Source organism: Sphingobium sp. TomTYG75, assembly GCF_054771635.1.
The window spans coordinates 412,050-426,378 of sequence record NZ_BSRE01000001.1 but is presented as its reverse complement, the minus strand read 5'-3'; the positions used below and the strand labels follow the sequence as shown (position 1 = coordinate 426,378).

Below are 14,329 nucleotides of genomic sequence, written 5' to 3'. Positions count from 1 at the left end.
TGCATTCGCATCGCGGGCAGAAATTAAGTTAAGGGCCTGAAAGCCGATTTCGTCAGCGGTCACCCCGTGGCAAATCGGCGAGGTTCGGGCGGTTCCTCCTGTGAGGCTAATACCAAGGCGCATTGATCAGAACCCATGCGCCCACTGACGCAGGCCGATCGACATGATGCGCCATGGCTGGTCAGCAAGCTTGTTCCAGGCGTGGCAGCAGTGCTCGACGATGTCGTCGTAGGATTTATAGATGCGGTTCGACAGCCAGTTATCGCGCATGAACTGCCACAGGTTCTCGACGGGGTTCAGCTCGGGGCAGCGGGGTGGTAGCGGCAGCAGCGTGATGTTGGAGGGGATGATCAGATCATTCGAGCCGTGCCATCCGGCCTGGTGGAGCAGGATTACGGCGTGCGCGCCAGGCGCGACATGGAAGGCGATCTCTTCCAGGTGCAAGCCCATCGCCTCGCTGTTGCAGTGGGGCATGACAATGCGGGCCGCCTTTCCTTCAGCCGGGCAGATGGCGCCAAAGATCCAGGCCGAGGCCCGGCGTTCCGAGGCTCTTTGCCGCCTCGACGCGGCCGTGCCCGGCGATGATCCGATCCTCCTCGTCGATCAGTATCGGGTTGGTGAATCCGAACTTCCTGATACTCCTGGCGATCTGGCCGATCTGCTTCTTGGAGTGGGTACGCGCGTTGCGCGCTGCATCATAATCGTTCTCCTTTGGTGGAGAGCGTCAGAACCACGTCCTGACCTTTCGCGCCTACCAACGTTTGACACCGGCACGATTTTTTTTCAGATCATGCCGGGCGATATGAGCTTCCCTGCTGACTTGCCGCTTTTCCCTGCAATCGAAGGAGAGAATCCCTGCTGGCGAGACTAGGAAAATCTCTCTTTAGAACGGCAGATTTCCGCCATTTTCTTCGCATGAATGGCGACAATTTCCAGACGAAAATGCAGTTCACGGCAATATCAGGGAAATGCAGGGAAGAGACGGGTTCGCTCTGGAATGCGTCCTGCACCATTTTTAGTAGCCTGTGATGACGCGGAGCCGTCAGGCATAAGCCTCAAGCGATCGTCACCACCCGCGCCGAGCCTGTTCGGTCGAGCGGCTTTACCACGACCTTGTCACCCATCCGGTCAAAGGCGATGTCGATCGATGCTTCGCCAATGCGCAGGCCATAGAGCCGCAGTTCGTCGAGGAATCGCGGCAGGGCTGGTTCTCGCAGGGAGATTTCAGGACCTGCCACATCGAAGCCGATACCTAGGCTTGACTGGATCAGTGACAGAGGCGCTGCGGCGGACCATGCCTGGGGGCTACAGGCCACGGGATAGAAGGTCGGCCCTTGCGCGCGGCGGCGGGGAAATCCGCAGAAAAGTTCCGGCAGGCGCATGAGGTCCACATAAGTGGCGGCCGCGAAGAGCCCTTCGAATATTTGTGCTGCCTCCCGCTTATAGCCATAACGGGAGAAGCCTGCCGCGATGAGGGCATTATCATGCGGCCAGATGGAGCCGTTATGATAGCTCATCGGATTATAGCGCGCTTCCGTCGATGCGATGGTGCGGACGCCCCAGCCGGAAAAAGAGGCTGGCGCCATCAGCGTGCGCACCACCGATTCCACGCGCTCTTCCAGCGCGAGGCCGGTAAACAGCACATGCCCGGCATTGGAAGAACGAACGCGGCAGGGCTTTTTTTCTCCATCCAGCGCCAGCACATAGGTGCCAAGTTGCGGGTCGAAAAATGCCGCATCGAAATGGTCGCGCAAATGGTCGGCGCGTAGTCCGTAGTCTGACTCGCGTTGAGCATCGCCGATCGCCCGATGGATGGCCTCGGCGGCTCTCCAGGCGCCGTAGACATAGGCCTGGACCTCCGCGAGCGCGATGGGGCCGCGCGCGATCGAGCCATCCTCGTGGAAGATCGAGTCATGGCTGTCCTTCCAGCCCTGATTGGTCAGGCCCTGATCGGTGAGCCGCCCATATTCCACGAAGCCGTCCCCATCGCGGTCGCCATACTGATCGACCCATTCGAGGGCTGCATCCAGATGCGGCAGCAGGCTGGTGATGAAGGGCTGGTCGCCTGTTCGTTCCAGATAAGCGCCAGCCAGCATGATGAACAACGGCGTTGAATCGATGCTGCCATAATAATGGCGAAACGGCACTTCGCCCAGTTCCGCCATTTCACCATGGCGGACTTCGTGCAGGATTTTCCCCGGCTCCGCGTCCGCTGCCGGGTCGAACGCAGTGGCCTGATGCTTCGCCAGATAGCCGAGCACGCCGCGGCTGATCGCGGGATCATACCAAAGCGTCTCCAGCGCGGTGATGATGGCATCGCGGCCGAACACGGTGCTGAACCAGGGAATGCCCGCATAGGGATAGGGGCCAAATTCTGTGTCCGTGGATAGCATGGTGATATCCGCAACGGACCTGCGCGTAACCTCATCGAAAAGAGCGTTCGAGGAGCGGACGGTCGCGCCGCGCGCCCTTGCCTGTTTCAACGACTTCATGGATTCGCGAAGGGTTTTGAGGAACTGGCGTGAGAAGGGTTCTTGCGTCAATTCGACCCGCTCGCATGCAATGCGCATGTACAAGGTGCGCCGTTCGCCGGGCGGGACCATGACCTCGAACATGGCATGGCTTTCGGTGAGCTCTTGAGGCGCCGGATCAAAGCAGAGGTGGGTTTCGCGGGTCTTGGCGTCGCGGCCTTCATAGACGAGGAGAACATCGGCGCTTCCCACGACAGGGGGCTTCATCGTCCCCTTACGTAGGCGCGTCATGCCGCGGATCTCGAACAGATCGGCAAAATCGGCAGCGAAGCTCATCTCCACCTTCACCGTTCGGGCGTCGGTGTCGAAGTTGCGGATCGTGATCCGCTCATGGACGGCGGAGTCCCACAGGAACCTCGTGCGGCGCAGGTGGATAAGGTCATGTTCCACCGCGACCCGGCCATCGTCGCCTGAAAAATCGGGATTTGTGAGGTCGCAGGTCAGCATTGCGTTGTCGTCACGCAATGCGGAACTCAGCAATATGGGCCGGAGTCCGTTGATCGTCATATAGAGGTGCGACAGGTGCCGGGTGTCGCGGTGGTAAAGCCCTTCGGGACTCCCCGGTCCGGCAATCGCATCGCCGCTATGGTCGAAGACCGCGAAGCTGTCGCCATGCTTCAGCGTTCGCGGACGCCGTTCGTGTAGAGAAGCGGTGGCCGGGATGAAGAACTGGGTCTGCTGCTGGGGCAGGGACTTTGCCGGTTCCGTGGCCAAGGCTTCTGGCTGCAACTGGCTCGCCGTCATGCGACTCTCCTTATCCGACGACCTGAAGGTGAAGCTCCGCTTCATCGCCGCGCTCGCGACGAAGCCGGGCGGCATCGGTGCGCGCGCCAGGCAGGCCGTGATAAAGCGAGACATAGTCGGCCGCCATCCGGTCTGCCGTGAAACGTGCGTCAAAGGCGGCGCGTACCCCGCGACGGTCAAGTTCGCCGAGCCGGGAAACGGCTTCGACGGCCTGATCCTCTGTATCGACGATGAAGCCCGACACGCCATGGTCGATAATTTCGGGAACCGATCCGCAGCGGAAGGCGATGACCGGGGTCGCGCAGGCCATTGCCTCGATCATCACCAAACCAAATGGTTCGGGCCAGTCTATCGGGAACAGAAGGGCACTGGCGCCGCCGAGGAAGTCAGCCTTCTGCGCTTCATTGATTTCGCCGACGAAATGAATGTTGGGATGAAGGTTGATAAGCGGCGCTATTTCCGCCTCCCAATATGCTTTGTCCACATTGTCGATCTTGGCGGCGATCTTGAGCGGCCTCCCGGAACGGGCGGCTATGCGAATGGCGCGGTCGGGCCGCTTTTCCGGTGATATCCGGCCGAGGAAGGCGAGATAGCCGTCATCGCTGTCGATTTTCGGCGGCAGCAGACCGGCGGGAAGGCCGTGATAGACGGTGCCTGCCCAGTTCACGGGCGGCATAGGTAACCGTTGGTGGTCGGAAATGGAAACCAGGCTGTGATCGCGGAAAGTCTGGTAGAAAGGGCGCAGGTCCGGCAGGTCCAGACGGCCGTGCAGCGTCGTGACGCATCGGCCGACGATGTCCTGCACCAGTGGCATGTGAACAAGATCGATGTGGAAATGTAGCGCATCGAACTCATGGGCGCGCTGGCGCACCGCTTCCAGCAGCATCATGTGATAGGGAATGGCGTCCCGAACATGGGGGTTGAGGCGGAGCGCCATGTCGGTAACCGGCACCAGTTCCGCGCGAGTGACGGAATCGCCGCTGGCGAACAATGTCACGTCATGTCCTTGGTCGACCAACGCTTCGGTCAGGTAGGAAACGATGCGCTCGGTTCCGCCGTACAGCTTTGGCGGCACGCTTTCGGCCAAGGGAGCGATTTGAGCGATTTTCATTCAGCAATCCTCATCATTGGCCATGAAGGCGCCAAAGGCGCGGGCGGCCGTTGACGAGGGTTAAAAGCCTGAGCGCCGGGCGAGTTGCATGCGCTGTTCAAAGCATGAGGGATTTTGGCGCGTAAAAATGCCTTGCCGCGCCGAAGCGTTTCCGCGTGTGCAGCAACAATTTGTCACATTTGGAAAATTTCAGAGACATTTGCCCCGCCTATGCCTTGGCAAGCGCTTCCTATGCCAAGGAGTTTCTTCGCATGCTTTCCATTTTCGCTTCCGCTGCCGTCATGGCCGTCGTCGCTCCGGTCCACAGTGCGGACATCAACCATGCGTCCACAGCCTATCGGACGAGCTACGAAACGGTATCGACGGTTCATGTCCGACAGGTCGAATCGCGTTTCGCCAACCGTCCGACCACGCCCGTCTGCCGCTGGCAGGCCGAACTGGGCGTCAACCGCTCGGTGACGGCAGAAGGCAATGCGATTGCCGCGATGGGTAAGGCCATCCATCGCTTCACCCCGCTATCGGGTAGCTACGCCGGGAACTGTGCAAGCGCGCGGGGCCAGATCGACGCGGCAATCGGGCGCTACGCACGGGCGCGCGCTGGCGAGGCGCTGGCGGCGGCGCAGGGTGACAGCGCGGTTATCCAGGGTGAGCTTGATGGCCTTCGCAGCCTGTCAGTGAAGGGCGGATGAGTTCACCGCTGATCCTGATTGCCGAGGAAAAGCCCGAACAGCGCCAGCAGGTGCGCGAATATCTGGAGCAGAGCGGTTTTCGCGCGCTGCCTGCGGCGTCGGCATCCGACATCTGGAACGCGATCAAGACCGCGCCTGTGGGCGTGCTGGTGCTGGATGCGGCGCTGCGCGGTCCCGATGGCATGGACCTATGCCGTGACGTCCGGGAACGGAGCGACGTGCCGATCATATTGGTCGGCGCGGGCGGCAGCGAGGTCGACCGGGTGGTGGGGTTGGAACTGGGCGCCGACGATTATATGTCCAAGCCCTATTCGACCCGTGAACTGGCCGCCCGGCTTCGCGCGGTGCTGCGTCGCAGCAAAAAGGAGCGGCTGATCGGCCTGCGCGCCAGTACGCTCGCCCGGTTCGACGGGTGGCAGGTCGATTTCGCGCGGCGTGAAGTGAAGGACGAGGCCGACCAGCCGATTGAGCTTACCGCCGCCGAATTCGCACTGCTCCAGGTCATGCTGGAAAATCCGCAGACGGTGATCCCGCGCGCCAGGCTCATGGAATTGGCCGGTGTGCGCGATGCGCCATCGTCCGATCGCAGCATCGATGTGCTGGTCAGCCGGGTCCGGCGGAAGCTGAGCGTTGGTGGCAGGGCCGCGCCGATCGTCACCGTTCGGGGGGCGGGATATATGCTGAGCGCTGCTGTCGAGCGGCAGTGACGACAGAAAATCCAGTCAGACACACTATTTAACAAAGCCGCTGCGACGCAGCAAAGGCAAGTACCTATCCTTCAAATAGCGCCGATCCGCCCCCCCCCCTGATCGGCAACCAAAAAGAAGGATAGAAGCCATGAACGAGCTTATCGGTCGCGTCTTCAGTTTCGAAAGCAAAGTCTTTCCGGACAAGAGCACGCTTTATAACCAGCTTGCCAATCACGGACAAAGCCCCAAGGCGCTGATGATTTCCTGCGCCGACTCCCGCATCGTGCCGGAACATATCATGCAGGCCGATCCCGGCGATCTGTTCGTATGCCGCAATGCGGGCAATATCGTGCCCCCGCACGCCAGCCAGTTGGGCGGCGTCACCGCGACGGTCGAATATGCCGTCATGGTTCTGGGCGTGCGCGACATCATCGTGTGCGGGCACAGCGATTGCGGCGCGATGAAGGCGCTGGCAACGGATGCCGACCTGACGTCTATGCCCAATGTTGCCGCATGGCTGCGTCACTCACATGCCGCGCAAAAGGTGTGCCGCGAGAATTATCCGTCCGATCTGAGCGACGCGGAAAAACTGCGCAACATGGCGCTGGAAAATGTCGTGGTGCAGTTGAACCACCTGCGCACCCATCCGTCGGTGGCGGCGGGCGTGGCGCGTGGGGAAATCGCGCTGCACGGCTGGTATGTCGATATTCATGCGGGCCAGGTTCTTGGGCTCGACGGGGAAACCGGCCGGTTCATGCCCATGCGCGAAGGCGATCCGCTTCCTGTCGCACAGGCGCAGGCGCGGCGCCTTGCTGGTGAAACCAGCATCGCCATGGCCGCGGAGTAAGCCTCATGCTGAAGGCTCTTTCCGGCGGCACGTTCAGCCGCGACTTCACCGCATCCATCGTCGTGTTCCTCGTCGCGATGCCCCTCTGCATGGGCATCGCGGTCGCCTCCGGCGTGCCGCCGGAGAAGGGGCTGATCACAGGCATCATTGGCGGCATCGTCGTCGGCCTGCTGGCCGGTTCTCCCTTGCAGGTCAGTGGCCCGGCGGCGGGCCTTGCCGTCATCGTCTTTGAAATCGTGCGCGAGCAGGGCCTGTCCGCGCTGGGACCGATCCTGATCCTTGCCGGTGCGATTCAGGTCATCGCCGGATTGATGAGGGTCGGGGGCTGGTTTCGCGCCATTTCGCCCGCCGTCGTCCACGGCATGCTTGCGGGTATCGGCGTGCTGATCGTCGTAGGGCAGTTCCATGTCCTGTTCGATGACAAGCCGCTGTCCAGCGGCCTTGCGAACCTGATCGCGATGCCGGGCCAGCTTTTCGGCCTAAGCAATCAGGACGCAGCAACGGCCTTTGCCGTGGGTCTGGTCACCATCGGCGGCATGCTGGGTTGGGAAAAGATCCGCCCGGCCTCGATGAAGCTGCTGCCCGGCGCCCTTGTCGGCGTGGTTTTGGCCACGCTGGTGGCGTTTCTGTTCAGTCTGCCGGTGGCGCGCGTCGTAGTGCCGGAATCGATCGTCGCAGCGGTGACATTGCCGGGCGAAGGGCTGTTTCAGCAGTTGATGAACCCGACGGTCATCACGACCGCCATCGCGATCGCGTTCATCGCCAGCGCTGAAACATTGCTGTCGGCCGCTGCGGTGGACCGGATGCATGATGGCGTACGGACCAACTATAATCGCGAATTGAGCGCGCAGGGCGTAGGCAATCTGCTGTGCGGCGTTGCGGGCGCTTTGCCGATGACCGGCGTTATCGTCCGCAGTTCCGCCAACGTCCAGGCGGGTGCCAAGACCCGCATGTCCGCTGTCCTGCACGGCATCTGGATACTCGGCTTTGTGGCGTTGCTGCCCTGGTTGCTGCGTGAGATTCCGATGGCGGCGCTGGCAGGCATCCTGGTCGTGACCGGCGTTCGATTGGTCAGCCTGGACCATGTGAAGCACTTGCTTCACCGTTATGGCCCGCTGCCCGCCGTGGTGTGGGCGGTGACGCTGATCATGGTGGTCACGATGGACCTGCTGACGGGCGTGCTGGTGGGTATTGGTCTGTCGCTGCTTGAGCTGCTGCCCCATGCGCGCCGTTTGCGGCTGGGCATGGATGAGGACCGGCGGGATGACGCGCATGAATTGGCCCTGCATGGCACGGCCACTTTCCTGACACTTCCCAAATTGTCCGCAAAGCTGGAGTCGGTTCCCGCCGAACGTCCAGTCATCCTGAACGTCGAGCGGCTGCTCCATATCGATCATACCTGCGCCGAAATGGTGCGGGAATGGATGGACCGCCGCCGTGGCACCGGAGCCAGCGTCGAACTGGCGGGCGCAACCGGACGCCTACGTAACCTCGCCGCCTGAACCTACCCCCTCCATCAGGCGTCGTTAGCCGCCGCACCCCTTCCAGGTGCGGCGGCTTTTTCATGTCTGGATGTGATCAGGAAATCAAATAGACATTTTTGGAACGCCATCAGCAAATAACCGTGCCTTTGATGGCACGACCTGAATGTCACCTTCGCACTTGCGGTAAAAGTCCATTCCCCTTCATCCGGGCGCGCCCTAGCCTGCTGTCAATCCGCCGGGATCCGGGGCATTCAGACCTTTGGGCCAGCGCGGACGCAGGACGGAACATTCTTACCGAAAAAGGGGAATGTTCATGAAAATCGCTAAGTTGCAGATGGCCTGTGCGGCTCTTGCCCTGTTGTCGAGCGCTCCGGCCTTCGCTCAGGAAGAGGCCGAAGGTCCCGTCACCGTTTCGGGCAGCGTTGCGCTGGTTTCCGATTATCGCTTCCGTGGCGTGTCGCAGAGCGACAAGGGCATGGCCATTCAGGGCGGCATCACAGCCACCCATGAAAGCGGCGCCTATGTCGGCACCTGGGCTTCGAACCTTTCTGGCTGGGGCCAGTTCGGCGGTTCCAACATGGAACTCGATCTGTTCGCTGGCTATGCCATCCCGCTGGGCAGCGCGACGCTGGACGTCGGCCTGACTTGGTACATGTACCCGTCGGGCGCGGACAAGACCGACTTCGCTGAGCCTTATGTGAAGCTTTCGAGCCAGCTCGGCCCGGTCAAGGGTCTGCTCGGTGTCGCCTATGCACCCAAGCAGCAGGCTCTGGGCAACTGGTGCAGCGACGCGGCATGCACTGTCGCTGATCCGGGCGACAAGGAAGACAATCTGTACATCTGGGGTGACGTAAGCGGCGCAGTGCCGGGCACGCCGGTTACGCTGAAGGCGCATCTGGGCTATTCAGACGGTAACCCCGGCCTTGGCCCCAACGGCACGTCGATCGCGCCCACGGGCAAGTATCTCGACTGGCTGGTCGGCGCGGACGTCGCGATCCCCGGCACGCCGCTGACCCTGGGCGTCGCCTATGTCGATACCGACATCAAGCGTTCGGACGAAACCTACATCCGCCCCAACTTCATGGTTCAGGACGGTGACAATTTCGGCAAGTCGATCGCTCGCAGTCAGGTGGTATTCTCGGTTTCGGCTGCTTTCTGACGAAATCATGCCGGGCCTTTCACGAGGCCCGGCATGGCATTCTTGCTCGTCATGGCGGCGAAATTGTCCCTGTCATGACAAATTGTTGCTGGACCTGTTTCCGAGGGTTTCTGCGGTAACGTCCGGTTGACCCTGTCGGTGGTCGCCCCTACTTCAGGCGCTATGAGCCGTTTTAGTTGCGCAACATTTCCGGCATGACCGCCCCCACGATCATACTTGTCGAGGACGATCCGCCGCTGCGCACGCTGACCGCGCGCGCTCTTCAGGAACATGGGTATCAGGTGCGTCCGGCCTCTTCGGGGCCGGAAATGTGGGTGGCCTTTGACGCAGGACCGGTCGATCTGGTCGTGCTGGATGTCATGCTCCCGGGCACCAACGGCATCGACCTGTGCCGCCAGATCCGGCGCAAGAGCGACGTCCCGATCATCTTCATCAGCGCGAAGGGCAGCGAGACCGATCGGATCGTGGGCCTGGAGCTGGGCGCGGACGATTATCTGCCCAAGCCGTTCGGCACACGCGAACTGATCGCGCGGATCCGGGCGATCCTGCGCCGCGTGGGCGTGGAGCGTGGACCCGACGAACATCGGGAGAATGAGGCGCGGTTCGACGGCTGGGTCGTCAACTTCCCGCGCCGGGAACTGCGCTCCCCAACTGGTGCGATCGTTGACCTGACGGGCGCGGAGTTCGACCTGCTCGGTTCCTTCCTCAGTCATCCGCAGCGCGTCATCGCGCGTGAGCGGCTGATCGAATTGTCGCGCACGCGCATGGGTGACAGCTCCGACCGCAGCATCGATGTGCTGGTCAGCCGGTTGCGGCGCAAGCTATCGACCGAAGGCGCGGCGGCGCCGATCACCACGGTGCGCGGCGTGGGTTACATGTTCAACGCGGAAGTCAGCCGGGCTTGAGCTTGCATATGAGCCGGTCGCTGGGTCTGGTGGGGCGGCTGCTGGCGATCCTGCTGCTGGCTCTTACGCTGGAATTTGCGGTCGGTACGCTGATCTACGAGCGGGCTGGCCATCTATCCTTACAGGATGACGAGGCGCGGCGGTTGGCCGAGCATCTGGTGATCGCGCGCAAGCTGGTGACGGAGCAGCCGCCGAACGACCGGCATGCGATGGCGATCCAGCTTACCACCGACCGCTATGATATTCACTGGACCCCAGCGTCGCCGCCGCCGCCTTCATTGGCGCCGGAGTTGGAGCGGATGCGCCGGCAGATCATTGCCTGGGAGCCGAGCCTGGAACAGTCGGGTCTCTGGCTGCGCCTTGCGTCGCCCGGCGGGCGAGTGTCGCAGATCAATGGCGGCTTGCAGTTGCCCGATCGCAGCTGGCTCTATTTCGGCATGCGGCATAGCGGGGGGCAGTGGACCTTTACCATCGGGCGGATGGGGCTGGCGCTCATCCCGCTTGCGGCGCTGATGGTGGCGGGCGGCATGCTGATCCGGCGGACGCTGGCGCCGCTCAAGGACCTGACCAAGGCGACCGAGCATATTGGCCTCAGCGATGAGGTCGTCGTCGCGGAAAGCGGGACCAGCGATGTGCGGGACCTGATCCGGGCGTTCAATGCGATGCAGACGCGTATACATCGCCTGATCACCGAGCGTACCGAAACGTTGGCCGCCGTTGGGCACGACTTGCGCACGCCACTGGCCCGCTTGCAGCTTCGGCTGGAGGGAATCCGCGACGCGGAAGCGCGCGATGCGATGGCCGGGGACCTTGGGGAAATGGGGGCGATGATCGAATCGCTGCTCGCCTTCCTCGGCGGCGAAAAGAATGGCGAGCCACCTGTGCGGGCGGACATTGCGGTCACGGTGGCGACGGTGGTCGATAGCTTTCAGGATCAGGGGGCCGATGTAAGCTATGAGGGGCCGGATCATCTGGAAATGGATGTGCGGCCGATGCTGTTGCGCCGCGCGGTCATCAATCTGGTCGAAAACGCGCTCCATTATGGCCAGCGGGCCTATGTCAGCGTCGAGCGCCGTGACGGGGAGGCGCTGATCCGGGTGGAGGATGATGGTCCGGGCATCCCGGAGGACAAGCTGGAGGAGGTGTTGAAGCCCTTTTTCAGACTCGATGAGGCGCGGGGGCGTTATACTCGGGGCTTGGGACTTGGCCTCGCGATCGTGGCGAAGGCGGTCGATCAGGAAGGCGGTAGGCTAGTTCTGGAAAACCGGCTCGAAGGCGGGTTGAGTGTGGAAATCCGCCTGCATATAGCTGGTGCAGGCCCTATCCGCTGAAACCGGGCCGAGGCTTCCGGTTAAAAAGAAACATCGCGAGGCCAAGCAAAACTCGTTTACCGGATCGGCTGGTGGCGGTCTATGCCAGCTGCTGTTGAACAAGAGGCGCATATGACCGCAGAAGGCGAAAGCGAAGATCAGCTTCTGGAAGGCTATTGGGACCTGGATCGGCTGGTGAGCGATCTTGGGAAGGTTCGCACAGGCTGGCGCGCGGCGCAGCAGCATCATGCCGAATATGGCGCGGAGGGTTTTCCGTCACGGGCCAATCTCACCAAGATCATGACGTCGCTATGCGGCGCGCTGTTTCCGTTGCGCCTTGGTCCGAGCTTCATTCGCACCCATAATGAAGACGCCTTTGTAGCGCAGACGTTGCAGACGGCGCTCAGCCGCCTCTACGGCCAGATACGCCTTGAGCTTCTCTATAACATGCATGGCAGGCCGCCAGCCGAAATCGATGGCGAAGCCGCGCGCATCATCGGCAACTTTGCCCAAAGCCTGCCTGGCTTGCGCGACATGCTCGATTCCGATGTCGAAGCGGCATTTCTGGGCGATCCTGCCGCGCGCAGCGTTGATGAGGTGCTGATCTGCTATCCATCGATGCTGGCGATCATCCACCATCGGCTTGCCCATCGCCTCTATGATCTGGGCGCGCCGCTGGTCGCCCGTATCATCTCCGAGATTGCCCATTCGCGCACGGGTATCGACATTCATCCGGGGGCAACGATCGGTCGCAGCTTCTTCGTCGATCATGGCACCGGCGTCGTCATCGGCGAAACGGCCATAGTGGGTGACAGGGTGCGGCTGTATCAGGGCGTAACGCTGGGCGCGCGCAGCTTTCCTGCCGATGAGAGGGGCGCGTTGGCCAAGGCTATCCCCCGGCACCCGATCATCGAGGATGATGTGGTGATTTATGCGGGCGCCACCATTTTGGGCCGCATCATCATAGGCAGCCGGTCAGTGATCGGCGGCAATGTCTGGCTGACCGACAGTGTTCCCGCGAACAGCAATGTGCGTCAGGCAAAGGCGCAATATGAGGTGACCAGCCGGATCGAAGTGTCCGCGCCGCACCGCGTTCACTCCCTGATGGATGCGGAACGCGACGGCTTCGCGGAGAATATCTGACCTCAGTTTGCAGCGCAGCTGTCGCCTTGGCCTGCTTGCAGGTCGATGCACCTGCCATCGATTTCATTACGGGGCACGGACAGATGGATGAGGGCCGCCAACGTCGGCATGATGTCGACCGTTTCGACGCCGAGCGGCTGTTCGAAATGCCGTATGCCCTTGCGCCAGAAGAGGAGCGGAACGCGCCGATCCGTGTCCCACGGTGAGCCATGCGTGGCCACATAGCCGTGCGAAGGATCAGCGATGGGCGTTATGCGCGGTTTCAGCAGCAGGATGAGGTCGCCCGAGCGTTCGGAATCGAAGCTGGCTCGCACTTCCTGAAGCAGGCTCCAGCTTTCCGGCGGACCTGAAGGAGACGGCGCTGCGGCGATCTGCGCCTTGGTAAGGACGGTTTCGACCTGCGGATGGGCGCGCAGCAGTGTGAGTGTGGCGGCTTCCACCTTGGCGCGTTGGGCGCGGGTGAGATTGCGGTCGAAATAAAGGTCGCCCGACGGGCCATCGCCCTGGATCAAGCCCTTGCCGTTTACGCCGGTGCGGGAGGCCACGGCTTCTGAAAGCGCGCGGGGCATGAGCGCCGGATCGACGCGCTGCTCCATTGGCATCGCATTTTGCTGATGGCGTTCCGGTAGGTCGTGGCCGCCATGATCCGCGGTGAGCATCACGACATAATCGATGCCCTGCTTGTCGAGCCGGTCGAAGAAAGCGCCCAGTTCGCGGTCCAGCCGATCGATCTGGATGCAGCTTTCGGTGCCTTCCGTGCCATAGGCGTGGCCGATGACGTCGGTCGCCGAAAGGCCGATGGAAATGAGGTCGGTTTGAGCCTGTTTGCCAAGGCTCATGCTTTCGATGGCGGCAGCGGCGAAGGCCAGGGTCATGGCATCCTGCTCGGGCGAGGCACGGAATGCGCCGAATTGACCGGCGGGCCTTGCGAAGCGGCCGGTGCCGACAACCCGCGTGCCAGCACTTACGGGAAAATCCTTGGCGGCGCATTGCGGGGGCAGGTCAAAACCGGCATTGGGCTGGGCGAGCCGCTGTTCGAACACTGCGTTCACCCGTGCGACCAGCGGAGGCGTTGGCGTGCCGGGATAGCTGACATAGCCCTTCGGCCCCAGCCACCAGACTTGATCCGCCTTTGCGCCGCCCATCATGATGGCCGCGCGATCCTTTCCGGCGATGGCCACATTGCGGACGGCGGGATTGGTTGCCTTCATGCGTTCGCCGAGCGTGGGGACGCGCAGATGGACGGGGGAGGGGATATATTTGGAACTGCTGCTATCCGGCTGCTTCTCATCCTCCGCGCAGTAGATCGTCTTATCGGGCCGGGCAGCGTTCTGGTCGATCCAGCTATTGGCGATGATGCCGGTGCGTGACGGGCGGCTGCCGGTCAGGATGGTGCTGTGGCCGGGGCAAGTTTCGGTTGCGGCATGGCTTTGATATCCGCGCGGAAACACGGCGCCCTCGCTCAGGCGCTTGAGGCCGCCGCTATAATAGGGGCGATATTCGTTGAACAGATCAGCCGAAAACTGATCGACCGAGATTGCGATGATGAGCCGTGGCGGAGCATCGGAAGGGGCAGGGTTCGCGGCAGGCTGGGCCAGCGCAGGCAAGGGCGCTAGCAGCAGGAGGATATGAAGCGTCTTCCTGAACATCTTTTACGATCCCTTCTGTGCCTTGACGGCGCAACCATGCCGACCTAGCCCGCTCTGATCCACGCGAA

At 62.1% G+C, this 14,329-nt stretch carries 12 protein-coding genes and 1 pseudogene; 9 read left to right on the top strand and 4 right to left on the bottom strand.

Features of this window, described 5'->3' with window-relative positions; translation table 11 throughout:
• Nucleotides 1–126: 126 nt before the first annotated feature.
• Nucleotides 127–543 (bottom strand): annotated as a pseudogene (locus tag ACYU81_RS02060) (IS630 family transposase); the annotation flags it as partial.
• Here ACYU81_RS02060 and ACYU81_RS02055 point away from each other — a divergent pair.
• Nucleotides 479–871 carry a hypothetical protein gene (locus tag ACYU81_RS02055; protein WP_460986121.1) on the top strand — a complete coding sequence of 131 codons (393 nt, stop codon included), beginning with the start codon at nucleotides 479–481 and terminating at the stop codon, nucleotides 869–871. The pseudogene ACYU81_RS02060 and the gene ACYU81_RS02055 overlap by 65 nt on opposite strands.
• Nucleotides 872–1,055: 184 nt before the next feature.
• Here ACYU81_RS02055 and ACYU81_RS02050 read toward each other — a convergent pair whose 3' ends face one another.
• On the bottom strand, nucleotides 1,056–3,275 hold the full coding sequence (locus ACYU81_RS02050) for an amylo-alpha-1,6-glucosidase (RefSeq protein WP_460986120.1): 2,220 nt from the start codon (nucleotides 3,273–3,275) through the stop codon (nucleotides 1,056–1,058).
• A 10-nt stretch (nucleotides 3,276–3,285) separates the two neighbouring features.
• Nucleotides 3,286–4,386: a glycosyltransferase family 4 protein gene (locus ACYU81_RS02045; RefSeq protein WP_460986119.1), complete on the bottom strand. Its 1,101-nt coding sequence runs from the start codon at nucleotides 4,384–4,386 to the stop codon at nucleotides 3,286–3,288.
• A 251-nt stretch (nucleotides 4,387–4,637) separates the two neighbouring features.
• On the opposite strand from ACYU81_RS02045, the gene ACYU81_RS02040 reads away from it, so the two are divergent.
• The 8 genes from ACYU81_RS02040 to epsC all read left to right on the top strand — a co-directional run bounded on the left by ACYU81_RS02040 (nucleotide 4,638) and on the right by epsC (nucleotide 12,612).
• Nucleotides 4,638–5,075 carry a hypothetical protein gene (locus ACYU81_RS02040; protein ID WP_460986118.1) on the top strand — a complete coding sequence of 146 codons (438 nt, stop codon included), beginning with the start codon at nucleotides 4,638–4,640 and terminating at the stop codon, nucleotides 5,073–5,075.
• The gene (locus tag ACYU81_RS02035; protein WP_460986117.1) at nucleotides 5,072–5,782 is read left to right on the top strand and encodes a response regulator transcription factor; all 711 of its coding nucleotides are present in this window, start codon (nucleotides 5,072–5,074) and stop codon (nucleotides 5,780–5,782) included. The genes ACYU81_RS02040 and ACYU81_RS02035 overlap by 4 nt, the downstream gene beginning before the upstream one ends.
• A 130-nt stretch (nucleotides 5,783–5,912) precedes the next feature.
• The gene (locus tag ACYU81_RS02030; RefSeq protein ID WP_460986116.1) at nucleotides 5,913–6,611 is read left to right on the top strand and encodes a carbonic anhydrase; all 699 of its coding nucleotides are present in this window, start codon (nucleotides 5,913–5,915) and stop codon (nucleotides 6,609–6,611) included.
• A gap of 5 nt (nucleotides 6,612–6,616) precedes the next feature.
• Complete coding sequence (locus ACYU81_RS02025; protein WP_449473374.1) at nucleotides 6,617–8,113, top strand: SulP family inorganic anion transporter; 1,497 nt, start codon at nucleotides 6,617–6,619, stop codon at nucleotides 8,111–8,113.
• Nucleotides 8,114–8,402: 289 nt separating this feature from the next.
• On the top strand, nucleotides 8,403–9,254 hold the full coding sequence (locus ACYU81_RS02020; RefSeq protein ID WP_460986115.1) for a TorF family putative porin: 852 nt from the start codon (nucleotides 8,403–8,405) through the stop codon (nucleotides 9,252–9,254).
• Nucleotides 9,255–9,448: 194 nt separating this feature from the next.
• Nucleotides 9,449–10,159, top strand: a complete 711-nt coding sequence (locus tag ACYU81_RS02015; RefSeq protein WP_449474649.1) for a response regulator — start codon at nucleotides 9,449–9,451, stop codon at nucleotides 10,157–10,159.
• A gap of 8 nt (nucleotides 10,160–10,167) precedes the next feature.
• Nucleotides 10,168–11,490 carry an ATP-binding protein gene (locus ACYU81_RS02010; protein WP_460986114.1) on the top strand — a complete coding sequence of 441 codons (1,323 nt, stop codon included), beginning with the start codon at nucleotides 10,168–10,170 and terminating at the stop codon, nucleotides 11,488–11,490.
• Between the two features lie 111 nt (nucleotides 11,491–11,601).
• On the top strand, nucleotides 11,602–12,612 hold the full coding sequence (gene epsC / locus ACYU81_RS02005; protein WP_460986112.1) for a serine O-acetyltransferase EpsC: 1,011 nt from the start codon (nucleotides 11,602–11,604) through the stop codon (nucleotides 12,610–12,612).
• A gap of 2 nt (nucleotides 12,613–12,614) precedes the next feature.
• Here the strand turns inward: epsC and ACYU81_RS02000 are convergent, their stop codons facing one another.
• Complete coding sequence (locus tag ACYU81_RS02000; RefSeq protein ID WP_460986111.1) at nucleotides 12,615–14,261, bottom strand: alkaline phosphatase family protein; 1,647 nt, start codon at nucleotides 14,259–14,261, stop codon at nucleotides 12,615–12,617.
• Between the last annotated feature and the right edge of the window lie 68 nt (nucleotides 14,262–14,329).